Source organism: Pseudomonas sp. No.117, assembly GCF_054558395.1.
The window spans coordinates 168034-192404 of the sequence record NZ_BAAJNP010000010.1 but is presented as its reverse complement, the minus strand read 5'-3'; the positions used below and the strand labels follow the sequence as shown (position 1 = coordinate 192404).

Here is a 24371-nt window from a genome sequence, read left to right as displayed (position 1 = left end):
GCACCCATGAAAAAGCCCGGCACTTGGCCGGGCTGTTTCATGGAGCCTTGCGTCTCAGCGTGCGTAGGTCAGCAGCACGTCGCCCGGGATCTGGAAGTCCACCGACATCATCACCGACAGCGCGGTGATGGCGATGATGGAGAACCCGAACAGCTTGCGCGCCCACTGGACATCGTTCTCGGCCTGATAGCCCATGAACGCCAGACGCAGCCACCAGGCACCGATCACGGCGGCCACTGCCAGGTAGACGTAGCCGGCATAGCCGAGCACGGTCAGCAGCAGGGTGGCGGCCAGGAAGGCCACGGTGTACCAGACGATGTGCCGCTTGGTCACCGAGATGCCCTTGGCCACCGGCAGCACCGGAATCGAGGCCGCGGTGTAGTCCTTGAGACGGAAGATGGCGATGGCGTAGGAGTGCGGCATCTGCCAGAGGCAGAATATCAGCAGCAGCACCGCGGCGCCGCTGTCGAACTGGCCGCTGGCGGCGCAGTAGCCGATCACCGGCGGAGCGGCACCGGACAGGCTGCCGACCAGGGTGCCGTACACCGAGGTGCGCTTCAGCCAAAGGCTGTAGAGCCCCACGTACACCACGAAACCCATCACCGCGAAGGCGGTAGCGACCAGATTGGTCGCCCCATACAGCAGCCCCACCCCGGCCAGGCCGAGGAGGGTGGCATAGGCCAGCGCCACCTTCGAGGAGATCGTGCCCTGGACCAGCGCACGATTGCGGGTTCTTTCCATCTTCTGATCGATGTCCCTATCGATCACGTTGTTGAACACACAGCCGGAAGCAATGACCAACGACACCCCGATAGCCGTCGCCAGCAGCAACAGCGGGTCGATGCTCCCTTTGGAAGCCAGGAAGAACCCGCCGGCAACCGAGATCAGGTTGCCGAAGATGATGCCCGGCTTGGTCACGAGAAGGTACTTCTTGATCATCACGTCGGCCCGGTTCAGTGGATCATCATGTTGTGGTGCATGTGGTACATGATCCACAGGGATCCGACGACCACGATACCGACGATGACCACGGTGAAACCGAAGGAGATCACGTTCCAACGCTGCTCTTCGGAGGTGTTCAGGTGCAGGAAGAAGTACAGATGCACCAGCAGCTGTACCACCGCCATGATCACCACGATCGCCAGGGTCGCGCCCTTGGAGAAGGTGGGGAACATCACCAGGCCGAAGGGAATGACCGTCAGGATGACCGACAGGATGAAGCCGACCATGTAGCTCTTGAAAGTGCCATGGCTCTCGGCGGTGTGCCCGTGGGCGTTATGGTCGTGCGCCATTACAGCACCCCCATCAGATAGACGATGGTGAAGACGAAGATCCAGATGATGTCCAGGAAGTGCCAGAACAGGCTCAGGCACGACAGGCGGGTCACGTTGGTGGTGGTCAGGCCCTTGGAAGCGACCTGCAGCATCAACACGATCATCCAGATCAGACCCGAGCTCACGTGGAGACCGTGGGTACCGACCAGCGCGAAGAACGACGACAGGAAGGCACTGCGATCCGGGCCGAAGCCCTCTTCGATCAGGTGATGGAATTCATAGACTTCCATGCCGATGAAGCCGGCGCCGAACAGCCAGGTGACCGCCAGCCAACCCAGAACGCCGCCCTTGCTGCCCTTGTGCTGGGCGATCATGGCGAAGCCGTAGGTGATACTGGAGAACAGCAGCAGGAAGGTTTCGACCAGCACGAAGGGCAGTTCGAAAATGTCCTTCTGGCTGGGGCCGTCGGCATGGGCCCCGCTCAGGACTGCATAGGTCGCAAACAGCGTCCCGAACAGAATGCAGTCCGTCATCAGGTAGGACCAGAAGCCGAATGTCTTCATCGATCCGGCGTCGTGGTGCCCATGCTCCTCGGCATGGGCGACTTCGTTATGCATAACTTGATTCGCCATTGGGTTAGGCCTGCTTCAATTTCGCCAGGGACTGAATGCGTGCGGTTTCGATGCGCGCCACTTCTTCCGCTGGTACGTAGTAGTCGACGTCGTCGTCGTAGCTGCGGACGACCGCACTGACGATGCAACCCACGAAGCTGGCGATGGCCAGCCACCAGATGTGCCAGATCAGCGCGAAGCCGAGGACCAGGGCGAACAGGCTGATCACGATACCGGCGGCAGTGTTGCGCGGCATGTGGATCTGCTTGTAATCCGCATCCTTCTTCTCGGTGATGCCTTTTTCCTTCATGCCCCAGTAGGCGTCGATGTCGTGCACTTCCGGCACTTCAGCGAAGTTGTAGAAGGGCGGCGGCGAAGCGGTCGACCATTCCAGGGTACGGCCATCCCACGGGTCGCCGGTCACGTCCAGGTTCTCCGGCAGATTGCGGTCGCGGATACTGACGTAGAACATCCACAGCTGGCTGAGGATACCGATGGCGATGATGCCGGCGCCGATGGCGGCGGTCACCAGGAAGGGGTGCCAGTCGGGGTTGTCGTAGTGGTTCAGACGACGGGTCATGCCCATGAAGCCCAGCATGTACAGCGGCATGAAGGCCACGTAGAAGCCGATCAGCCAGCACCAGAAGGCCTGCTTGTTCAGACGCTCGTTCAGCTTGAAGCCGAACACCTTCGGGAACCAGTAGATCATGCCGGCGAAGTAGCCGAACACGGCGCCGCCGATGATCACGTTGTGGAAGTGCGCGATCAGGAACAGGCTGTTGTGCAGCACGAAGTCGGCACCCGGTACCGCCAGCAGGACGCCGGTCATGCCGCCGATGCTGAAGGTGACGATGAAGCCCAGAGTCCAGAGCATCGGCGAGGTGAACTGGATGCGCCCCTGGTACATGGTGAACAGCCAGGTGAAGATCTTCACGCCCGTCGGGATCGCGATGATCATGGTGGCGATGCCGAAGAAGGCGTTGACGTTACCGCCCGAGCCCATGGTGAAGAAGTGGTGCAGCCAGACGATGAAGGACAGCACGGTAATGGCGACCGTAGCCCAGACCATCGACACGTAGCCGAACAGACGCTTCTTGCTGAAGGTGGAGGTGACTTCCGAGAACACGCCGAAGGCCGGCAGGATCAGGATGTATACCTCGGGGTGGCCCCAGGCCCAGATCAGGTTGGTGTACATCATCTGGTTGCCGCCCGCTTCTGCAGTGAAGAAGTGGAAGCCCAGGTAACGGTCCAGGGTCAGCAGCGCCAGGGTCACGGTCAGGATCGGGAACGCGGCCATGATCAGGATGGCGGTGCAGAACGAGGTCCAGGTGAAGATCGGCATACGCATCAGGGTCATGCCCTTGGTACGCATCTTCAGCACGGTCACGAAGAAGTTGACACCGGTCAGGGTCGTGCCGATACCGGACAGCTGCAGTGCCCAGATGTAGTAGTCCATCCCTACGCCTGGACTGTACTGGATGCCCGAGAGCGGCGGATAGGCCACCCAGCCGGTCGCGGCGAATTCACCCACGAACAGCGACATCATGATCAGCACGGCGCCGGCCACGAACAGCCAGAAGCTCAGCGAGTTCAGGAAGGGGAAGGCCACGTCGCGGGCGCCGATCTGCAGCGGCGTCACCACGTTCATCAGGCCGGCCACAAAGGGCATCGCCACGAAGAAGATCATGATCACGCCGTGGGCGGTGAAGATCTGGTCGTAGTGGTGCGGTGGCAGGTAGCCCTCGGCGCCGCCGGAGGCGATGGCCTGCTGGCTACGCATCAGGATGGCGTCGGAGAAGCCGCGCAGCAGCATGATCAGGGCGACGATGAAATACATCACGCCGATCTTCTTGTGGTCGACGGTGGTCAGCCACTCTTTCCAGAGATAGCCCCACTTGCCGAAGTAGCTAATGGCGCCCACCAGCCCCAGGCCGCCGAGGGCGACCACGACGAACGTCACGAGAATGATCGGCTCGTGATACGGAATATCCGCGAGAGTTAATTTACCGAACATAACTTATTCCTCGGTACCGTGTTGACCGGCGTGCTGGGTCATATCCATCACGTGATCGGTCTGCTTGCTGAAGTCGGACTTCATGAACTTCTTGATGACCGTTCTGAACAGGTCCGGCTCGACCGTCGAGTAGTAGGCGATCGGCTGCTTCTCGCTGGGCTTGGCCAGCTCGGCGTAGCTCGCCTGGTCCAGGGTCTTGCCACCCGACTGCTTGACCTTGGCTACCCAGGCGTCGAAGTCACCGGCGGTGGATACCGCGTGCACGGCGAAGATCATGTCGGAGAAGCCGGCGCCGCTGTAGTTGGCCGAGCGACCCTCGAACTCGCCGGGATGATCGGCGATCAGGTGCAGCTGGCTCTGCATGCCGGACATGGCGTAGATCATGCCGCCCAGGGCCGGGATGGACAGGGTATTCATGACCGACTCGGAGGTGATCTTGAACTGCACCGGACGGTTGACCGGGATGGCGATCTCGTTCACCGAGGCGATGCCCTGCTCGGGATAGATGAACAGCCACTTCCAGTCCATCGACACGGCTTCGATCACCAGCGGCTGCTCGGGATGGTCGAGCGGCTTGAAGGGATCCAGCTCATGGGAGGTCTTCCAGGACAGGATGCTCAGGAACACCACGATGGCCAGGGGGACCAGCCAGACCACGGCTTCGATCTTGTAGGAGTGAGCCCAGTTCGGGGTGTACTTGGCTTCCTTGTTGGTAGCGCGGTACTTCCAAGCGAACAGGAAGGTCATCACGATGACCGGGATCACCACGATCAGCATGAGGCCGAACGCTGTGTAGATGAGGTTGCGTTCTTGCACGCCGATGGAGCCTTTCGGATCCAGCAGCACGGCGTCGCACCCGCTGAGCAGCAGCGCGGCGGCACCGGCCAGAAGCCAACCGGTTGGTTTTAGATACTTCGTTAGTTTCATCTCACGACCTCAGTAGAGCGGCTCATCGTGGTTATTCTCTCAACGTGCCTGTCGCCAGCCTCATGCTCCGCAGCGGACAGGCATCCGTGCGGCAGGCTGATGGATTGCAGAAATTGCGGGATTTCGCAGCGCGGTATGGTGCCACAGAGGGCCTGGATATTCGACCCTTTGGTCAGCCGCCGTTCAGGTGTTGCCGCCCGTCAAGAAAGCCGAAATCGGGCGGGGTAAGGCACTGTCATGCGCTGGGTAAGAGTAGTCGAGGACGTCGGAGTCGCCAGTTCGAGCGGTGCTCGTCGGCATCGCTGGGCGAGGGGCTCGAGGCGGAACGGCGGTCAGGAAGGCGCGGCCCAAGGCGGCTAAGGCCTTGAAGGCTTTGAAAAGAGCGGGGAGGGAGGAAACGGAGGGATGGTGCCGGAGATAGGAGTCGAACCTACGACCTTCGCATTACGAATGCGCCGCTCTACCAACTGAGCTACACCGGCACGAAGCTTTCAATAATAAGTCCGAGCCTCGTCACTATGCAAGCCTGCCGAACGGACCGGCAGCAGGGGCTGTGGCGATGTGTCGCACTGTCACAGCGGCCTGGTGTCGGGTTTCAAACAACGATCCCGGTTCGACAAGGCTGCCGCTGAAGAGGCTGTTGGTCAGGCCAGGGGACGTCCGGGAAACCTTTGCGGCAATCGTCCTACCTAAATCTTCGCGGTCACAGTCGGGCCGCACCTCGAAGATCCTGGGCTGCTGGCTGGCCACCCATAGCGGAGAACCCCGATGACCGATTACTCCCTTACCCGTCGTAACGTACTGGTCGGCTCCGCGGTTGGCCTGGCCGCGGCGGCCTCCGGCGCTGCCGTCGCCCAGGAGGGCACCGCTACTGCCCGTCCAGCCAAGCCGCTGCAGGATCCCCGCACCAAGTACACCCGCGAGCCGTTCAAGGAGCAGCGCCAGGAGTGGCCGGCGCTGACCAGCAAGATGGAGCCGCGCCCCGATCACGGCGAGACCAGCTACCACGGCTCGGGCCGCCTGGCCGGGCGCAAGGCGCTCATCACCGGCGGCGACAGTGGCATCGGCCGCGCGGTGGCCATCGCCTTCGCCCGCGAGGGCGCCGATGTCGCCATCAACTACCACCCCTCCGAAGAGTCCGATGCCCAGGAGGTGGTCAAGCTGATCAGGGACGCCGGTCGCAAGGCCATCACCCTGCCAGCCGACATCCGTACCCAGGAGGCCTGCGAAGAGGTGGTGAGCAAGGCCATCCAGCAACTCGGTGGTCTGGACCTGCTGGTGAACAACGCCGCCTACCAGCAGAGCAAGGTCGACATCCTCGAGATCACCGACGAACAATTCGACCGCACCTTCAAGACCAACGTCTATCACGTCTTCCGCTTCAGCAAGGCCGCCATCCCGCACCTGCCGCCGGGCGCCAGCATCATCAACACCGTCTCGGTGAATTCCTACGATCCCGGCGAAGAACTGATCGACTACGCCTCGACCAAGGCCGCCATCCTCAATCTCACCAAGGGCATGGCCAAGCAGCTGGCCAAGAAGGGCATTCGTGTCAATGCCGTGGCACCGGGTCCGGTGTGGACGCCGCTACAGGTGGCAGGTGGGCAGCTTGAGGGGCAGATGAAGGAGTTCGGGCAGGATACGCCGCTTGGCCGGGCAGGACAGCCGGCGGAGTTGGCGGGGCTCTATGTGGCGCTGGCGGAAGAGGATGCGAGTTTTAGTACGGGGACTGTAGTGGGGGCTTTTGGGGGGAAGGGGATGCCGTGAATAGGGTAAGATTCTAGCTTGAGGGGGTTTTAATTTTCAGTATGAGATGTGATTCATTTATCTCGGCAATCAAGTCTTTCCCTCGGAAAACAGCTTTAAAACAATGCGGTTTTATTTGGGGCTTTTGCCCTAAGTTGCATTCACGCGCTTTTTTATCTATGTTATCGCTTTGGCTTGAGACCGCGGTCCATCGACTTTTTTGTAGTGCATAATCTAATCCTTGTGATTCAAGAATTACGCCTTCAGTAAGTTCGTCACTGTTAAAGGAGCGCCTCACTGCTAAGGTTTCTAATCCAATAGGGGAAAGAGTGGCAGGTGGATCTAGCTTTCCTAAGCTAAATATTCTTACATCTTCATTGCTGTAAATCTTTATAATATCGAATTCATATATAGCTATAGCTGGACACTTTTGGCGAATGCCGAAAAGAGAGTATAAAGAAAATATTATAACCAGAATGGCCAGTATTGACTTTTCAAATGTATTTTCAATTGCATTTTTTTTGGGCTTGAGAATATGTTCTAAGGCAGGTCCGGCTAGGGCCAAACCTCCATAAAATATCGCAATCTCTTTGAGGAGGGTTTCGGCTATCGCTATCTGGAAAAGTGTCCAGTTACAAATTAGTACTGACCCTGTCACTGCGATTGCCAGAGAAAGCAGCGATATTGGCTTTGATCTGATCTGTTTAGCCATTTTAACTCCAAAAGGGCTGCAAAAGCAGCCCTTTCGAAAAACGCTTTATTAGCTTCTGCACTCGGCAGGCGCATATTTGCCAAGCAAAGTAGCACCACCGGGTGCTCCAGTCTTTCCTGCGGCAAAGCAAGTCCAAATAATCGGATCTGTTGGGGGGGTGCCTGCTACGAGTGCAGCGCCATTAGACGTGGGTACGAATACGATTTGGTTTGCGCCAGCAGCAGCAATTCTCGTGGTGTAAGCTACAGTTATTACACCACTTGCTGTTGTGATTGCGGAGCTAGTCACGTTGTTCGAGTTAATTGGGTTGGTGCAAGTTCCAGCGGCTGTGCAAGTAGTGCCCGTGCCGGTGCGATAGCCAGCTCCCAAGCCTCCATTGGCTGCAGGTGTGGCATTTGCCGCATTATCTGCTACTACAGTCTTAGCCTCCGACGCGAATCCCATACCTTCCGCGACGCGGCTACGAATTGTGTAGTCTTGGTATGCGGGGATGGCCACTGCGGCCAAGATACCGATGATCGCAACCACGATCATCAGCTCAATCAAGGTAAAGCCTTTCTGAGCTTTCATTTCAACTCTCCGAGGTTGGGTCAGGCCAACGTGCCTGTCAGGGGTAAAGCATAGGCCGTGCCAAAGAAAAGTGCCTACTGCAGCACGTTTTCTCTGTCGATGCCGTCAACAAAGGGGCAGGTCATGACAAAAAATGTCAGTGGTCAGGCGTCATTTTGCGGGCGGGGCAGGGGGGTGCTATAAGGCCAGCTAACGCAGGCTTGGGTGATCGACGATGAATGAGACGGTGATGCTGTCAGGACTGGCGCGGCAACTGGTGGATGCGCAGTTGTTGGCGGAGTCGGCTGCCCAGCAGGCGGTGGTCAAGGCCAAGCAGGCCAAGGTGCCGCTGGTGACCTATCTCGTTCAGCAGCGACTGGTGCAGAGCCGGCCCTTGGCGGAGCTCGCTGCCCAAGAGTTCGGCGTGCCCTTCCTCGATCTGGCGGCCATCGACAAGGAGCAACTCCCCAAGGACATCGTCAACGAAAAGCTGATGCAGCAGCATCATTTTCTGCCGCTGAGTAAAAGGGGCAACAAGCTCTTCATCGCGCTCTCCGACCCAACCAATCAGCAGGCCATCAATGATGTGTCCTTTGGCAGCAAGCTGGCGGTCGAGGTGGTGCTGGTCGAGGACGACAAGCTGCACCAGGCCATAGAGCGCTATCTAGATACCGGTACGGGTGGTCTGGATCTGGGTGATATCGATCTTGATCTGGAAACCGATGGTGGTGAGCGGCCCCAGGAAGCCGTAGCCGGAAGCGATGCCGACGACGCGCCGGTGGTGAAGTTCGTCAATAAGATGCTGCTCGACGCCATCAAGAAGGGCTCGTCCGACCTGCACTTTGAGCCCTATGAAAAGATGTACCGAGTGCGCTTTCGTACCGATGGCATCCTGCACGAGGCGGCGCGGCCGCCGGTGCAACTGGTGTCGCGTATCTCCGCGCGACTCAAGGTGATGTCCAATATGGATATCTCTGAAAGACGCAAACCCCAGGACGGCCGGGTCAAGCTTAAGGTGTCCAAGACCAAGTCCATCGACTTCCGGGTCAATACCTTGCCCACGCTCTGGGGCGAGAAGATCGTGATGCGGATCCTGGACTCCTCGAGTGCCCAGATGGGTATCGACGCCCTGGGCTACGAGGATGTGCAGAAGGAGCTGTACCTGCAGGCGCTGAAGCAGCCGCAGGGCATGATCCTGGTGACCGGGCCGACCGGTTCGGGCAAGACGGTATCCCTCTATACCGGCCTCAATATCCTCAATACCGAGGACATCAATATTTCTACTGCGGAAGACCCGGTGGAGATCAACCTGGAGGGCATCAACCAGGTCAACGTCAATCCGCGCCAGGGGCTCGACTTCTCCCAGGCGCTGCGCGCCTTCCTGCGTCAGGATCCAGACGTGATCATGGTGGGTGAGATCCGTGACCTGGAAACGGCGGAGATCGCCATCAAGGCGGCCCAGACCGGCCACATGGTGATGTCGACCCTGCACACCAACAGCGCGGCGGAAACCCTGACCCGCCTGCGCAACATGGGCGTGCCCGCCTTCAACCTGGCTACCTCGGTCAACCTGATCATCGCCCAGCGCCTGGCACGCAAGCTGTGCAACAAGTGCAAGAGAGTCCATGAGGTGCCGCGTGAGGCGCTACTGGCCGAAGGCTTCCGCGAGGACGAGCTGGGCAGCTTCACCCTGTACCAGCCCATCGGCTGCGAGGAGTGCAACGCCGGTTATCGCGGGCGGGTGGGGATCTACGAGGTGGTGAAGATCACACCGGCGTTGCAGCAGATGATCATGGAGGAGGGCAACTCCATCGAGATCGCAGCGCGGATGCGCACCGAGGGCTTCAATGATCTGCGACGGTCCGGGCTGGTGAAGGCCATGCAAGGGATTACCAGTCTGGAAGAGATCAATAGGGTGACCAAGGACTGACGTGCGCCCTCTCCCTAGCCCTCTCCCGTGGGGAGAGGGCTAGGGCGGCGTATCAGGTAATCATCCTCACGACTTTAAGGCGTCTCAGAGCCTTGGGATCGTCGATATTTGGCGCGATGCTTGCCTGAGCAGAAGCAACCGCTTTGCAAAGAACATTCTTTTGACGGGTCCGCCACGCCGGGCCGAGTCTTTGACGAGTCGAGGCCATGGCCGATAAAGCTATCAAGATGGGCAACTTCACTTGGGAGGGAACCGATCGCAAGGGGACCAAGGTGAAGGGCGAGATGACCGGATTGAATCCCGCGCTGATCAAGGCGCAGTTGCGCAAGCAGGGCATCAATCCGACCCGGGTACGCAAGAAATCGGTGTCGCTGTTCGGCAAGGGTAAGAAGATCAAGCCCCTGGACATCGCCCTGTTCACCCGGCAGCTGGCGACCATGATGGGTGCCGGTGTGCCGCTGTTGCAGGCCTTCGACATCATTAGCGAAGGCTTTGACAATCCCAACATGCGCAAGCTGGTGGACGACATCAAGCAGGATGTCGCGGCAGGTAACAGCCTGGCCAATTCCCTGCGCAAGCAGCCGCAGTACTTCGATGATCTCTATTGCAACCTGGTGGATGCCGGTGAGCAATCGGGTGCGCTGGAGACCTTGTTGGATCGGGTGGCGACCTACAAGGAAAAGACCGAGGCGCTGAAGAAGAAGATCAAGAAGGCCATGACCTATCCGGCGGCGGTCATCGTCGTGGCGGTGATCGTATCGGCCATCCTGTTGATCAAGGTGGTACCGCAATTCCAGTCGGTATTCGAAGGCTTCGGGGCCCAGTTGCCGGCATTCACCTTAATGGTCATCGCCATTTCCGAAGTCTTGCAGGAGTGGTGGTTGCTGGTACTCGGTGGCTTGTTCGTCTTGGGCTTCGCCCTGCGGCATTTCCATAAGAAGTCCGAGAAATTCCGCGATGCCATGGACCGCGCCCTGCTGAAGATCCCCTTGGTCGGCTCTATTCTCTACAAGTCCGCCATTGCCCGTTATGCCCGTACCCTCTCCACCACCTTCGCCGCAGGCGTGCCTTTGGTGGATGCCCTGGATTCGGTCGCGGGTGCGACAGGGAACGTGGTATTCCGCAACGCCGTGGAGAAGATCAAGGGTGATGTGTCTACCGGCATGCAGCTCAACTTCTCCATGCGCACCACTGGCGTGTTTTCCTCGATGGCCATTCAGATGACCGCCATTGGTGAGGAGTCGGGGTCGCTGGACGAGATGCTGTCCAAGGTCGCGACCTTCTATGAGGATGAGGTCGACAACATGGTCGACAACCTCACCACCCTGATGGAGCCGATGATCATGGCCGTGCTCGGGGTACTGGTGGGCGGTCTGATCATCGCCATGTACCTGCCGATCTTCCAGCTCGGCTCGGTGGTCTGATGGCGCTGCTGGAATTCCTGGCCGGCGCGCCGCTGGCCGCGACGTTGTGTGCGCTGGTTCTGGGGCTGCTGGTGGGCAGCTTTCTCAATGTGGTGGTCTACCGGCTGCCAGTGATGCTCAGGCGTGACTGGCAGGCGGAGGCGCGTGAGGTGCTGGAGCTGCCGGTCGAGCCGGCGGCGGCTCCTTTCAACCTGGCGCGTCCCGCTTCGCGTTGCCCTCATTGCCAGCGTGCCGTGCGGCCATGGGAGAACGTGCCGGTTGTCAGCTACGTGCTCTTGCGTGGTCGTTGCAAGGGCTGCCAGGCGAGAATCAGCCTGCGTTATCCATTGGTCGAGCTGGCCTGTGGACTGTTGTCCGCCTGGGTCGTTTGGCACCTGGGCGTGACCTGGCAGGGCGGGGCCTTCTTGCTGCTGACCTGGGGACTCTTGGCGGCCAGCTTGATCGATGCCGATCACCAGTTGCTGCCGGATGTGATCGTGCTGCCGCTGCTCTGGCTGGGCTTGATCGTCAACCAGTTCGGATTGTTCAGCAACCTTGGCGATGCGGTCTGGGGCGCCGTGGCGGGTTACCTAAGTCTCTGGCTGGTGTTCCAGCTGTTCCGCCTGGTGACCGGCAAGGAAGGCATGGGTTATGGCGACTTCAAGTTGCTGGCCCTGCTCGGGGCCTGGGGTGGCTGGCAGATCCTGCCATTGACCATCCTGCTGTCGTCGCTGGTGGGGGCTATCCTCGGCATCATCACCCTGCGTTTGCGCCGGGCGGAAACCAGTACGCCCTTGCCCTTCGGTCCCTATCTGGCCGTGGCGGGGTGGATTGCCCTGCTCTGGGGTGATCAAATAACCGGCCTGTACCTGAACTTCGCCGGATTCCGATGACTTCTGCCTGGACCCTCGGCCTGACCGGGGGCATCGGTAGCGGCAAGAGCGCCGCTGCCGAGCACTTCGCCCGTCTGGGCATCACCTGTGTCGATGCCGACCAGGCTGCCCGCTGGGTGGTCGAGCCGGGGCGACCGGCATTGGCCGAGATCGCCAGGCATTTTTCGCCGGCCGTCTTGCAACCGGACGGCAGCCTGAACCGGGCGGCATTGCGGGCGGCGATCTTCGCCGACCCGGCCGAGCGGCGCTGGCTCGAGGCCCTGCTGCATCCCATCATTCGCCAGGAGATCCTGGCGGTCCTGGCGCGGGCGCAGTCACCCTATGCCATCCTGGTGTCGCCGCTGTTGTTCGAATCGGGGCAGCGTGCCCTGGTGCAGCGCGGCCTGGTGATCGACGTACCGGAAGAGCTCCAACTCGAACGGGCCATGCGCCGCGATGGAGTGGACGAGGCCCAGGTAAGGGCCATCCTGGCGGCACAACTGCCGCGGGACGAGCGGCTGGCCAAGGCCGATGATGTCATCCGCAATGACGGCGATCTCGCCGCGCTCCATGCCGAGGTGGAGCGCCTGCATTCCTTTTATTTGACCCTTGACGGAGGCCAAGCATGAGCACTCTCACCGTGGACTGCCCCACCTGCGGCGCACCCGTGGAATGGAGCGAGAAGAGCCCCAACCGGCCCTTCTGTTCCGACCGTTGCAAACTGATCGACCTGGGTGCCTGGGCGGCGGAAGAACACGCCATTCCCGGCAATGAACTCGAAGACGATCTGTATTCGGAAGACCTCAATCGGCGCGGCCACTAGGGACCGCGCTGCTCTTAAAGCCGCTGCGCCCAGGCCTGGGCGGTGGCCTGAGCGGCCTGGCGCAGCTTGGCAGCCAGCTCGGGCTTGTCGTATTCCAGTGGGCTGGACGCCGTAACCGTGTGGATGCGGTCGCCCTTGATGAAGAACACCTGGGTGCCCAGTAAGGGTTTGCTGCAGGCAGTGGCGCCTTCGCCGAGGCCGTCGATGGCCTTGCAATCCAGCTGTTCGCTGAGCGACTGCACCTGCCGCCGCAACTTGGGCAGCGCTCGACCGCCATTCTCGTAGCCTGCCGACAGGCCCAGCAGATAGTTGGCCGGTTGGCCGGTGTCGCGATCGGTGAAGGCACAACCACCGGCGATCTGGCGAGCGTAGGCCAGGGGCAGGCCGGACGTCTGCTGGAGTAGCGGCAGGGGCAACTGCGCCTGCAGACTGGCGCAGTCGACGGGCTCGCCATTGTCGGCTTGGGCGAGGGCGGCGCCCAGGAGCAGGGGAAGGGCAACGAGGAAACGCATGAAAACATCCTGTCGAGGGCCGGCGGCCGATAGGCGGTGAGTCTACCGGCTGGCGGCCCTTTGCAGGCGGGTGGAAGAGGCGGCTGTGCACTGCGTCATGCGCAGGCAACCACATTGCGGGCTGGTGTCCAGGACGGGTGATCCTTACCCTTGCCGCAGATAGCGAACAGCGAGGCGTAGGATGTCCGAGGCGCTCACTCCCGGATTCATGGTGGTACACGGCAATCGGCTCGAAGAGCTGCGCGGCCTGGCGGTTGGCTGGATGCGGCGCTATCCCCTGGCGCCGCTGGAAAACGAGCAGGTGCTGGTGCAGAGCAACGGCATCGCCCAGTGGCTGAAGTTGGCGCTGGCCGAGGATCCGCGCGGGGACGACGAGGGCGGTTGCGGGGTGGCCGCGGCCCTCGAGGTGCAGCTGCCGGCGGCCTTTCTCTGGCGCACCTATCGCCAGGTGCTGGGCCGGGAAAACGTACCGCCATCCTCGCCGCTGGACCGCGCGCCCCTGACCTGGCGACTGATGCGGCTCTTGCCGACCCTGCTCCTGCAGCCGGACTTCGCCGCGCTGCGGCGCTTTCTCGACGACGATGGTGATCTGCGCAAGAGATATCAACTGGCCGAGCGCCTGGCCGATCTCTACGACGGCTACCAGGTCTATCGCGCCGACTGGCTCAACGACTGGGCGGCGGGGCGGGATCTGCTGGCCAGCCTGCGTGACAGTCGGCGTCCCTTGCCGGAGAGTTGTCGCTGGCAGGCGCAGCTGTGGCGCGCCCTGCTGGCAGATGTCGGCGATGGCGGTCTGGCCCGGAGTCGGGCCGGGGTGCATCGGCGTTTTCTGGAAGTCATGCAGGCGGCGACCGAAGCCCCGGCCGGTCTGCCGCGGCGGGTGGTGATCTTCGGCCTGTCGGCGATCCCGGCACAGACCCTCGAAGCCCTGGCCGCCCTGGCGCGTTTCAGCCAGGTGCTGCTCTGCGTGCATAATCCCTGTCGCCATCATTGGTCCGACATCGTCGCCGACCAAGATCTGTTGCGGCAGAACTATCGCCGTCAGCAGCGCAAGCCGGGCATGCCCCAGACCCTGGACGCCGAGGCGCTGCACCAGCACGGCCAGCCGCTGCTGGCGAGCTGGGGCAAGCAGGGCCGCGACTATATCCATCTGCTGGATGAATTCGACGAGCCCGATGGCTATCGCCGGCTGTTCGAAGACCTCAACGGCGGGCGCATCGATCTCTTCGCCGAGACCGAACCCCAGCATCTGCTGGGCCAGTTGCAGGACGATATCCTCGAATTGCGCCCCCTGGCCGAGACCCGTGAGCGTTGGCCGGCGGTAAACCCGGCGCGGGACAGGTCCGTGCGCTTCCACGTGGCCCATAGTCCGCAGCGCGAGGTGGAGATCCTTCATGACCAGTTGCTGGCGCGCTTCAGCAGCGCCGGCAGCCTCAGGCCGCGCGATGTCATCATCATGGTGCCGGACATCGATGCCTATGCGCCGCACATCCGCGCGGTGTTCGGCCAGCTCGACCGTAGCGATCCCCGCTTCATTCCCTTCAGTCTGGCCGACCAGCACCAGCGCGGCTTCCAGCCGCTGCTGATCGCCCTGGAGCACCTGCTGCAACTGCCCGACAGCCGCTTCGCGCTGAGCGAGATCCTCGATCTGCTGGACGTGCCGGCGCTCCGTGCGCGCTTCGGCTTGCGCGAAGGCGATCTGCCGACCCTGCATCTCTGGCTGGAAGGCGCCGGCGTGCGCTGGGGGCTGGATGCCGCGCAGCGCAGTCGTCTCGACCTGCCCGAGGGCCTGACGCAGAACACCTGGCGCTTCGGTCTGAGGCGCATGCTGCTGGGCTATGCGGTAGGCGGCGGTGCGGCCCTGGGTGATATCGAGCCCTTCGATGAGGTGGGTGGCCTGGACGCCGCGCTGGTTGGGCCGCTAGTCGATCTGCTCGATGCCCTGGACGCGGCTCAGGCGGCGCTGGCGCAACCGGCCCGGCCGGCAGAGTGGGGCGCGCGCCTGCAGGCGCTGCTGGCGCTGTTCTTCAGTGCCCAGGACGAGCACGACGAATACCTGCTGGAGCAGCTGGAAAATCTGCGCGAGCGCTGGCTGGAGCTGTGCGAGGATGTGGCGCTGGACGAAGAGCTGCCGCTCACCGTGGTCCGCGAAGCCTGGCTGGCCGGGCTGGATGCCGGCGGCCTGGCCCAGCGCTTTCTCGCTGGGGCCGTCAACTTCTGCACCCTGATGCCCATGCGCGCCATTCCCTTCCGCGTGGTCTGCCTGCTGGGCATGCACGATGGCGCCTATCCGCGCATCCATCCGCCGCTGGATTTCGACCTCATGGCCCAGGACTATCGCCCCGGTGACCGCTCGCGGCGCGAAGACGACCGTTATCTGCTGCTGGAGGCCCTGCTCTCGGCGCGCGACCAGCTCTATGTCAGCTGGGTGGGGCGCAGCATCCGCGACAACAGCGAGCGACCACCGTCGGTGCTGATCGCCCAGTTGCGCGATCATCTCCAGGCCGGTTGGCGACTGGCCGGCCATGCAGAGGAGCCGGAGCGCCTGCTCGCGGCCCTGACCCAGGAGCATCCCCTACAACCCTTCAGTGCCCGTTACTTCCGCGGCGAGCGCGGCTATTTCAGCTTCGCGGCCGAGTGGCTGGGCGTGCATGACCGCACCACGCGCGACGAGGATGAGCTGTTGCCGCCTCTGGTGCCCGACGAACCCCTGGGCCTCGATGATCTCGCCCGTTTTCTGCGCGGGCCGGTGGATCTTTTTTTCGCCAATCGCCTCAAGGTGCATTTCGAGGCGCCCGATGCCCCGGCGGAAGACGAAGAACCCTTCGGTCTGGATGCCCTGACCCGTTACCAACTGGGCGAAGGCCTGCTAGAAGCGGCGCTGGCCGAGCCGGAAGCCGTCGACCGAGCGCTCACCGCAGCGGCCGCACGCCTACGCGGCAGTGGTCGCCTGCCGTTGGCGGGTTTTGGCGAGCGGGCTGGACAGGCGTTGCGCGAGCCGCTGCCTGCCGTAGTGGCCCAGGTCGAGGCCTTGACCCTGCACTGGCCCGAACCCTTGGAAGAGGCCGTGACCCTCGATCTCGAACATCGCGAAGTGCAGTTGGTGGCCAATCTCGAACGTTTGCGCCGGGGCCCCGAAGGGCTGCTGGCCCTGACCGCCCAGGCCAATGGCCTGGGCAATGCCCGTACCCGCAAGTGGCATCGGCTGTTGCGACCCTGGGTGCAGCACCTGGTCGCGGCGGCCGGTGGTCTGCAGCTCACCACCGCCGTGGTGGCGACCGACCTGACCCTGCTGCTACCACCGCTGGACACCGAGCTGGCCCAGCGGCAGTTGCATGAATTGCTGGATGCCTGGGCGCTGGGTCAGCGGCGCCCGCTGCCGGTGGCGCCGCGCACCGCCTTCGCCTGGCTGGCGAGCGAACCGGACAAGGCCCTGGCCTTCGCCGAGCAGGCCTACCAGAGCGAGGCGGCGACCCATCCGGCACTGCGCCGCCAGTATCCGGACTTCGCTGCCCTGCTGGCCGACGAGGAATTCGATGGCTGGTGCCAGACGCTCTATGCGCCGGTCTTCACCGCCGGCTGGCAGGTCGTGGGTGGGGAGGGGCAGGCATGAGTCAACGTCCGCTCGCCCTGCGCTTTCCGCTGCAGGGCAATCAGCTCATCGAGGCCAGTGCCGGGACCGGCAAGACCTTCACCATCTCCGCGCTCTATGTGCGCCTGGTGCTGGGCCATGGCACGGCCGAGACGGCTTTCGGTCGCGAGTTGTTGCCGCCACAGATCCTGGTGGTGACCTTTACCGAGGCGGCTACCCAGGAATTGCGTGATCGCATTCGCCATCGGCTGGCCGAGGCGGCGCGTTTCTTCCGTGACGAGATCGCAGCGCCCGATCCGCTGCTCGACGCCTTGCGCGAGGACTTCCCCGTCGAGCGCTGGGCCGATTGCGCCCGGCGCCTGGACATCGCCGCCCAGTGGATGGACGAGGCGGCGGTCTCCACCATCCACAGTTGGTGCCAGCGCATGCTGCGCGAGCATGCCTTCGACAGCGGCAGCCTCTTCGTGCAGAACCTGGAGCAGGACCAGAGCGAATTGCTCGCCCAGGTGGTGCGCGACTACTGGCGGCGCTTCTGCTATCCCCTCGAAGGCGCGGCGCTGGATTGGGTCATCGAGCACTGGGGCGAACCCCGGGCCCTGGCTGCGCGCCTACGACCCTTGCTGGGCGAACCCCTGGGCGCGCCCCAGGGCGATCCCGCCAGGCTGCTGGCCACGGCGCTGGCCGAGCGCCAGGCGCGCCTGGCAACACTCAAGGCGCCCTGGGCGGCGTGGGCGGAAGAATTGCGTGATCTCTGCCAGGCCGGCTGCGACGCCAAGGTGGTCGATGGGCGCAAGTTGCAGAAGAGATTCTTCGGGCCCTGGTGCGACAAGCTGGGCGCCTGGGCGGACAACCCCGCCAGTGAAGCCCTCGATATAGGCACCGGTTTCACCCGGTTGACCGAGGAGGGTTTTGCCGAGGTCTGGACCAAGGCCATTCCGCCGGATCACCCCGCCCTGGCGGCCATGGCGCGATTGCCCGGGCAACTGGCCGAACTGCCCAGCCCCGAGGTGCCGCTACTGGAGCACGCGGCGGCCTGGGTGCAGCAGAAGTTCGAGCGCGAGAAACTACGCCGCGCCGAGCTGGGTTTCGACGACATCCTCACCCGCCTGGATAGAGCGCTGCAGGCCGATGGCGCCGGCGCACGACTGGCAGCGCTGATCCGCGAGCAATTCCCGGTAGCGCTGATCGACGAATTCCAGGACACCGATCCGGTGCAGTACCGCATCTTCAGCACCGTCTACGGTGCGGGGGAGGGCACCGGGTTGTTCCTGATCGGTGATCCCAAGCAAGCCATCTATGCCTTCCGCGGCGCCGATATCCACACCTATCTGCAGGCCCGCCGCGCCAATGCCGGCCACCTGCATTCGCTGGACACCAATTTCCGCTCCACTGCGGCCATGGTTGCCGCGGTCAACCAGGTGTTCCTGCATGGCGAGGCGACGGCGCCGCGCGCGGCCTTCTTGTTCCGCCAGGGTGAGGACAATCCGGTGCCCTTCGAGCCGGTCCGCGCCCAGGGGCGACGTGAGCAGCTGGAGATCGACGGCGCACCCGGTGCGGCCCTGACCTTCTGGCATCTGGCCGGCGACGAGCCCCTGGCCGGCACCGCCTATCGCGCCAGCCTGGCCGAGAGCACCGCCAGCGAGATCGTCCGGTTGCTGACCTTCGCCGCCGACGGGCGCGCGGGCTTTCGCCACGAGGAGGGCGAGTTCAAGCCGCTGCGACCGGCCGATATCGCCATCCTGGTACGCGCCGGCAGCGAGGCCCAGGCGGTGCGCCAGGCCCTGGTGCGCCGCGGGGTACGCAGCGTCTATCTGTCGGACAAGGACTCGGTGTTCACCGCCCAGGAGGCCCGCTGCCTGCTGGACTGGCTCAAGGCCTGCGCCGAACCCGACGTGGATCGCCGCCTGCGCGCGGCCCTGGGCAGCCTGACCCTCGACCTGCCGCTGGCCGAACTGGACGCCCTCAATCATGACGAGCAGGCCTGGGAGGCGCGGGTGCTGCAATTCCGCGGCTATCGCCAGCTCTGGCGCGGCCAGGGCGTGCTGCCCATGCTGCGCCGCCTGCTGCAGGACTTCCGCCTGCCGCAGCGGCTGATGGCCCGCGCCGATGGCGAGCGGGTGCTGACCAATCTGCTGCACCTCGCCGAACTGCTGCAGCGCGCCGCTGGCGAGCTGGATGGCGAGCAGGCGCTGATCCGCCACCTGGCCGAACAACTGGCCGCCCAGGGCGCCGCCGACGAGCAGATCCTGCGGCTGGAAAGCGACGCCGAACTGGTCAAGGTAGTGACGGTGCACAAGTCCAAGGGCCTGGAATATCCGCTGGTGTTCCTGCCCTTCGCCTGCGCCTATCGCGCCGAAGAGGGCGCCAGCCTGCCGCTGCGCTATCACGACGACCAGGGCCGGGTGCAGCGGACCTTCCGCCCCTCCGCCGAAGACCTGGCCCGCGCCGACGACGAGCGCCTGGCCGAGGATCTGCGGCTGCTCTATGTCGCCCTGACCCGCGCCCGGCATGCCTGCTGGGTCGGGGTGGCCGATCTCAAGCGCGGACGCAGCAAGGACTCCGGCTTCGCCCGTAGTGCCCTGGGCTATCTGGCCACCGGTGGCGAGCCGTTGGCGAGTTCGGCGGCCTTGCCCACCGCGCTGAGCACCCTGATCGGCACTCAACCCGACAGCCTCATCCTGCCGCTGCCGGAGGCCAGTGCTGAGCGGCTACCGGAAGCGCGTGAGGCCCCGGTGACCCTCAAGGCCCTGACCGCCCGGCGTGCGGCCCGCGAGGACTGGTGGATCGCGTCCTACAGTGCCTTGCGCATCGGTACGCGCCTGGGCGAGGCACGGGAGGAGGGCCAACTGAATCTGGAGCTGGACCTGGATACGCCCGCGGCCCAGAAGCTGTTCGACGACGACCGTCTCGCCCCGGACGAGGCCCGCCAGCCTGCCGTTGGTGAAGACCTGCATCGTTTTCCCCGCGGTCCCGGTCCGGGCACCTTCCTGCACAGCCTGCTGGAGTGGGTCGGCGAGGAGGGCTTCGCCGCCATCCAGGCGGCGCCCGAGCGGCTCGACGATCTGATCGCCCGGCGCTGCCAGCGGCGCGGCTGGAATCACTGGATTCCGATCCTGCAGAGCTGGCTGCGCCAGCTGCTGGTCTTGCCGCTGCCCCTGCCGGGCGGCGACCAGCGCCTGGGTGAGCTGGCGCGCTACCAGGTGGAGATGGAATTCTGGTTCGCCACCCACGGCGTCGATCTGGAACGCCTGGATGAGCTGGTCCGCCGCGGTACCCATGGCGGCCAGGCGCGGCCGGTACTGGAACCAGGGCAGCTCAACGGCCTGTTCAAAGGCTTCATCGACCTGGTCTTCGAGCACGAGGGGCGCTATTTCGTGGTGGATTACAAATCCAATTGGCTGGGCGCCGAGGCCGCGGCCTATACCCGCACGGCCATGGAAAGCGCCGTCCTCGCCAAACGCTATGACCTGCAGTGCGTGCTCTACAGCCTGGCCGTGCACCGCCTGCTCAAGGCGCGCCTGCCCGACTACAGCTACGAGCGCCACTTCGGCGGCGCCGTCTACCTCTTCCTGCGGGGTTGCGATCCGGCCGGCCACGGCGTCTTCGTCGAGCGGCCCGCCCAGGCCCTGATCGAGACCCTGGATCTGCTGTTCAGCGGTGCGGAGCTTGCCCATGTCTGATTTCAGCGCCGCTACCGAACGCCTGTTGCGCCTGGCCTCCTTGGTTCCGGAAAGCCCGTTGTCGCCCCTGAGCCGCCGTGACGACCTCTTTCGCCTGCTGGAACTCTGGGTCCAGCGCGGCTGGCTGCGCCAGGTCGACCGCGCCTTCACCAGCTTTCTCGGTGAGCTCGAGCCGAATGGCGAGTCGGCGGTGCTGCTGGCCGCAGCCCTGGCCAGTCATCAGCTTGGCCACGGCCATGTCTGCCTGGATCTTGCCGCCACCCTGCGCAATCCCGATGCGGCCCTGTCGCTGCCGCCTGAGGGCGACGAGGCGCGCAACTCGCTGCTACCGTCGCAACTGCTGCTGGGTTACAGCCTGGAGGCCTGGCGCCAGGCGCTGCTGGCCAGCGCCCTGGTCGATGGCGACGGCAGCGCGCCGGAGCGACCCCTGGTCCTGGGTGGCGAGCGCCTCTATCTGCGCCGCTACTGGAACTACGAGCGCGAGGTGGCTGCCAGCCTGCGCCAGCGGCTGGCTACCCCGGAGCCCCTGCCGGCGGATCTCACCGAGCGCCTCGACCGGTTGTTTCCGCCGGACACCGCGGCCGACGGCGAACCCGACTGGCAGAAACTGGCCTGCGCCTTGGCGGTGCGGGGCGCCTTCAGCATCGTCACCGGCGGTCCTGGCACCGGCAAGACGACTACCGTGGTCCGTCTGCTCGCCTTGCTCCAGGCACCGGCGGTGGCAGCCGGTCGTCCCTTGCGCATCCGCCTGGCCGCGCCCACCGGCAAGGCCGCTGCCCGTCTTACCGAATCCATCGGCGGCCAGGTCAGCCGCCTGCCGGTGGACGAAGAGCTGCGCCGGCACATCCCCACCGGGGTGACCACGGTGCATCGGCTGCTGGGCAGTCGCCCCAACACCCGCCACTTCCGCCATCACCGCGGGCAGCCGTTGCCGCTGGACGTGCTGGTGGTGGACGAGGCCTCGATGATCGACCTGGAGATGATGGCCAGCCTGTTGGCGGCCTTGCCGCCGCGGGCGCGCCTCATCCTGCTCGGTGACAAGGACCAGTTGGCCTCGGTGGAGGCGGGCGCGGTGCTGGGTGATCTCTGCCGCGATGCCGAAGCCGGGCGCTACAGTCCTGCCACCCGCGCCTGGCTGGAGGCGGTGAGCGGCCAGTCGTTGGCGGCAGCCGACCTGGCCGTCGGCGATGACCAGGCCGATGCCCTGGCCCAACAGGTGGTGATGCTGCGCCGCTCGCGCCGCTTCGGCGCCGGCAGCGGTATCGGCCAGCTGGCGCGCCGCGTCAATGCCCAGGATGGGCTGGGCGCGCAGCAGGTGCTGGTCGACGGCGGCTACGTCGATCTCCATCGCGTGTTGCTCAAGGGGCCGGAGGATCGGGCCCTGGAGCGTCTGGTGCTGGAGGGCCGTGGGCGCGCTCGCGGGTATCGGCATTATCTGGAGGTCCTACGCCAGGCACGGCCCCAGGCGGATACCTCACTGGACGATCCGGCCTGGACGCACTGGGCCGGTCAGGTGCTCGCCGCCTTCGATGATTTCCAGCTGCTCTGCGCCGTACGCAAGGGCCCCTGGGGGGTGGAAGGCCTCAACCTGCGCATCGCCAGTGCCCTGTTGGCCGCCGGCCTGCTCAGTGGCGAGCATGGCTGGTACGAAGGCCGCCCGGTGCTGGTGACGCGCAACGACTACAGCCTCGGGCTGATGAACGGCGACATCGGCATCACCCTCTGCCTGCCCGACGCCACCCAGCCGGGGCGCAAGGTGCTACGGGTCGCCTTTCCCCGCGGCGATGGCAGCGGCGGCCTGAGATTCGTCCTGCCCAGCCGGCTGGCGGCGGTGGAGACGGTGTTCGCCATGACCGTGCACAAGTCCCAGGGCTCGGAATTCGCCCATACCGCGCTGCTCTTGCCCGAGCAACTCAGCCCGGTGCTGACCAAGGAGCTGGTCTACACCGGCATCACCCGGGCGCGTGATGACTTCACCCTCATCGAGGCCCGCGGTGGCATCTTCGCCGAGGCGGTGGCGCGGCGGGTTCGGCGCGTCAGTGGGCTGGACCTCGATTTGCGAAATACTGTGTAAATATACAGATAACTGCTGGACGCTCCCGCCTGGCCTGCCTAAGGTGAGGGGGAGCCGTCCGTGATGAGAGCGCCATGACTTCCCTGCCTTTCGCCTCCCTTGTGCTTCCCCTGTTGCTGCTGGCCGGCTGGGCCGGTTCGGCCGTGTGGCTGACCGGCCGCCAGCGCTATCTCCAGCAGCAGCTCGACAGCGCCGCCGAGCGCTACGACATGCTGCGCGACGACCTGCAAAGAGCCGAATTGGCCAATGGCCGCCAGGTGGTGGAGCTGGGCGCCGAGCGCGAACGCACCGCCACCCTGCAGCGCCAGCTGGAGGCCAATCGGGAGCTGGAGGCCGAGTTGCGCCAGCAGACCCGCCAGGCCCAGCTGCAGGCCGCCGAGCAGCACGCCCTGGCCGAGGCCACCCGCGCCCAGTTGCAGGGCATACAGGAGCAACTCGCCGAGCTGCGTGAGCGCCAGCACCGCGAGCAGCAACTGCACGCCGAGGTGCAGGAACGCCATGCGCGCCTGGCCGAAGAGCACGCCACTCTCAAGACCACCCTGGAGCAGAAGGAACAGCACTTTCAGGAACAGCACCAGTTGCTGCGCGAGAGCCGTGAGCAGCTCAAGCTGGAGTTCGAACAGCTGGCCGGGCGCATCTTCGAAGCCAAGGGCCAGGCCTTCGCCCAGCACAGCCAGCAGTCGCTGGATGCCCTGCTGCGGCCCTTCCGCGAGCAGATCGAAGGCTTTCGCGCCAAGGTCGAAGACATCCACCACAAGGATGTCCAGCAGCAGGCTGCCCTCGGCCAGCAACTGCTCGATCTCAAGGAGCTCAACCGCCAGATCACCCAGGAAGCCCACGACCTGGCCACCGCCCTGCGCGGCCAGAAGAAGGCCCAGGGTAACTGGGGCGAACTCATCCTGGAAAACGTGCTGGAACGCTCCGGCCTGCGCGAAGGGCGCGACTTCGTCCGTGAGCGCAGCTTCACCACCGAGACCGGCCGGCGGCGGCCGGACGTGCTGGTGCATCTGCCGCAGAAGAAGCACCTGGTGGTGGACGCCAAGGTGTCGCTCAACGCCTATACCCGCTACGTCAACAGCGAAGACGAAGGCGAGCGCCGCCTGGCCCTGGGCGAGCACGTGCGCGCCGTGGGCGAGCGTATCCGCGAACTGGCCGACCGTGAGTACTTCAGCCTGCCGGGGCTGAATTCGCCGGAGATGGTCTTCCTGTTCATCCCCATCGAATCGGCCTTCGTCGAGGCCCTCAAGGCCGACGAGAGTCTGTTCCAGCGCGCCATCGAGCAGAACGTGCTGGTGGCCACCCCGACCACCCTGCTGACCAGCCTCAACATCGTCCGCCAACTCTGGCGCTTCGAGGACCAGAATCGCCACACCGCCGAACTGGCCGACCGCGCCGGCAAGGTCTACGACAAGTTGCGCACCTTCCTCGGCAGCATGGATGGCATCGGCAAGAGCCTGGAAAAGGCGGGTGAGGCCTATCGCAAGGCCTGCGGCCAACTGGTAGGCGGCCCGGGCAACCTGGTCAAGCAGGTGGCCGACTTCAAGGAACTGGGCGTGGCGGTACGCACCGAGCTGGATGGCCAGTGGACCGAGCGAGCGGAGTTGGAACTCAACGTGGTGGAGCTGGCAGACCGCAGCTGACTAGCGGCTCGG

18 protein-coding genes and 1 tRNA gene are annotated in these 24371 nt (G+C 64.1%); 10 read left to right on the top strand and 9 right to left on the bottom strand.

Features of this window, described 5'->3' with window-relative positions; genetic code table 11:
- Positions 1-54 precede the first annotated feature (54 nt).
- The 6 genes from cyoE to ACYJP6_RS23510 all read right to left on the bottom strand — a co-directional run bounded on the left by cyoE (position 55) and on the right by ACYJP6_RS23510 (position 5308).
- Complete coding sequence (cyoE, locus tag ACYJP6_RS23535; RefSeq protein WP_260856051.1) at positions 55-942, bottom strand: heme o synthase; 888 nt, start codon at positions 940-942, stop codon at positions 55-57.
- Between the two features lie 11 nt (positions 943-953).
- Positions 954-1292, bottom strand: coding sequence for a cytochrome o ubiquinol oxidase subunit IV (gene cyoD, locus ACYJP6_RS23530; protein WP_059316080.1), 339 nt, complete (start codon positions 1290-1292; stop codon positions 954-956).
- Entirely contained in the window at positions 1292-1906 is a 615-nt protein-coding gene (locus tag ACYJP6_RS23525) for a cytochrome o ubiquinol oxidase subunit III (protein WP_145006980.1), read from the bottom strand. Before ACYJP6_RS23525 ends, cyoD begins: the two co-directional genes overlap by 1 nt.
- Positions 1907-1910: 4 nt before the next feature.
- Complete coding sequence (gene cyoB, locus ACYJP6_RS23520; protein WP_459478369.1) at positions 1911-3899, bottom strand: cytochrome o ubiquinol oxidase subunit I; 1989 nt, start codon at positions 3897-3899, stop codon at positions 1911-1913.
- 3 nt (positions 3900-3902) lie between these two features.
- On the bottom strand, positions 3903-4826 hold the full coding sequence (gene cyoA, locus ACYJP6_RS23515) for a ubiquinol oxidase subunit II (protein WP_459478367.1): 924 nt from the start codon (positions 4824-4826) through the stop codon (positions 3903-3905).
- A gap of 406 nt (positions 4827-5232) precedes the next feature.
- Positions 5233-5308, bottom strand: a tRNA-Thr gene (locus tag ACYJP6_RS23510).
- Positions 5309-5594: 286 nt separating this feature from the next.
- On the opposite strand from ACYJP6_RS23510, the gene ACYJP6_RS23505 reads away from it, so the two are divergent.
- Positions 5595-6593, top strand: a complete 999-nt coding sequence (locus ACYJP6_RS23505) for an SDR family oxidoreductase (protein WP_459478365.1) — start codon at positions 5595-5597, stop codon at positions 6591-6593.
- Positions 6594-6606: 13 nt separating this feature from the next.
- Here ACYJP6_RS23505 and ACYJP6_RS23500 read toward each other — a convergent pair whose 3' ends face one another.
- Both ACYJP6_RS23500 and ACYJP6_RS23495 read right to left on the bottom strand, forming a co-directional pair.
- Positions 6607-7284 carry a hypothetical protein gene (locus ACYJP6_RS23500; RefSeq protein WP_459478363.1) on the bottom strand — a complete coding sequence of 226 codons (678 nt, stop codon included), beginning with the start codon at positions 7282-7284 and terminating at the stop codon, positions 6607-6609.
- A gap of 48 nt (positions 7285-7332) precedes the next feature.
- Entirely contained in the window at positions 7333-7854 is a 522-nt protein-coding gene (locus tag ACYJP6_RS23495; RefSeq protein WP_459478361.1) for a pilin, read from the bottom strand.
- Between the two features lie 214 nt (positions 7855-8068).
- Between ACYJP6_RS23495 and pilB the strand changes: the two genes are divergently transcribed.
- From pilB to yacG, 5 genes are all read left to right on the top strand, one after another.
- The gene (gene pilB / locus ACYJP6_RS23490; RefSeq protein ID WP_459478359.1) at positions 8069-9763 is read left to right on the top strand and encodes a type IV-A pilus assembly ATPase PilB; all 1695 of its coding nucleotides are present in this window, start codon (positions 8069-8071) and stop codon (positions 9761-9763) included.
- Positions 9764-9969: 206 nt separating this feature from the next.
- Positions 9970-11187, top strand: coding sequence for a type II secretion system F family protein (locus ACYJP6_RS23485; protein WP_459478358.1), 1218 nt, complete (start codon positions 9970-9972; stop codon positions 11185-11187).
- Positions 11187-12059 carry a prepilin peptidase gene (locus ACYJP6_RS23480; protein ID WP_459478356.1) on the top strand — a complete coding sequence of 291 codons (873 nt, stop codon included), beginning with the start codon at positions 11187-11189 and terminating at the stop codon, positions 12057-12059. The genes ACYJP6_RS23485 and ACYJP6_RS23480 overlap by 1 nt, the downstream gene beginning before the upstream one ends.
- Entirely contained in the window at positions 12056-12667 is a 612-nt protein-coding gene (gene coaE / locus ACYJP6_RS23475) for a dephospho-CoA kinase (RefSeq protein WP_459478354.1), read from the top strand. Before ACYJP6_RS23480 ends, coaE begins: the two co-directional genes overlap by 4 nt.
- The gene (gene yacG / locus ACYJP6_RS23470; protein WP_058767413.1) at positions 12664-12861 is read left to right on the top strand and encodes a DNA gyrase inhibitor YacG; all 198 of its coding nucleotides are present in this window, start codon (positions 12664-12666) and stop codon (positions 12859-12861) included. Before coaE ends, yacG begins: the two co-directional genes overlap by 4 nt.
- A gap of 14 nt (positions 12862-12875) precedes the next feature.
- Here the strand turns inward: yacG and ACYJP6_RS23465 are convergent, their stop codons facing one another.
- Positions 12876-13373, bottom strand: a complete 498-nt coding sequence (locus ACYJP6_RS23465; RefSeq protein ID WP_459478351.1) for a hypothetical protein — start codon at positions 13371-13373, stop codon at positions 12876-12878.
- A 181-nt stretch (positions 13374-13554) separates the two neighbouring features.
- Between ACYJP6_RS23465 and recC the strand changes: the two genes are divergently transcribed.
- The 4 genes from recC to ACYJP6_RS23445 all read left to right on the top strand — a co-directional run bounded on the left by recC (position 13555) and on the right by ACYJP6_RS23445 (position 24359).
- Positions 13555-16986 (top strand): exodeoxyribonuclease V subunit gamma, encoded by a 3432-nt coding sequence (gene recC, locus ACYJP6_RS23460; protein WP_459478349.1) that lies wholly within the window; start codon positions 13555-13557, stop codon positions 16984-16986.
- Positions 16983-20645, top strand: a complete 3663-nt coding sequence (gene recB, locus ACYJP6_RS23455) for an exodeoxyribonuclease V subunit beta (protein WP_459478347.1) — start codon at positions 16983-16985, stop codon at positions 20643-20645. Before recC ends, recB begins: the two co-directional genes overlap by 4 nt.
- The gene (gene recD, locus ACYJP6_RS23450) at positions 20638-22719 is read left to right on the top strand and encodes an exodeoxyribonuclease V subunit alpha (RefSeq protein ID WP_459478345.1); all 2082 of its coding nucleotides are present in this window, start codon (positions 20638-20640) and stop codon (positions 22717-22719) included. Before recB ends, recD begins: the two co-directional genes overlap by 8 nt.
- A gap of 74 nt (positions 22720-22793) precedes the next feature.
- Positions 22794-24359, top strand: coding sequence for a DNA recombination protein RmuC (locus tag ACYJP6_RS23445; protein ID WP_459478343.1), 1566 nt, complete (start codon positions 22794-22796; stop codon positions 24357-24359).
- Positions 24360-24371: the final 12 nt, after the last annotated feature.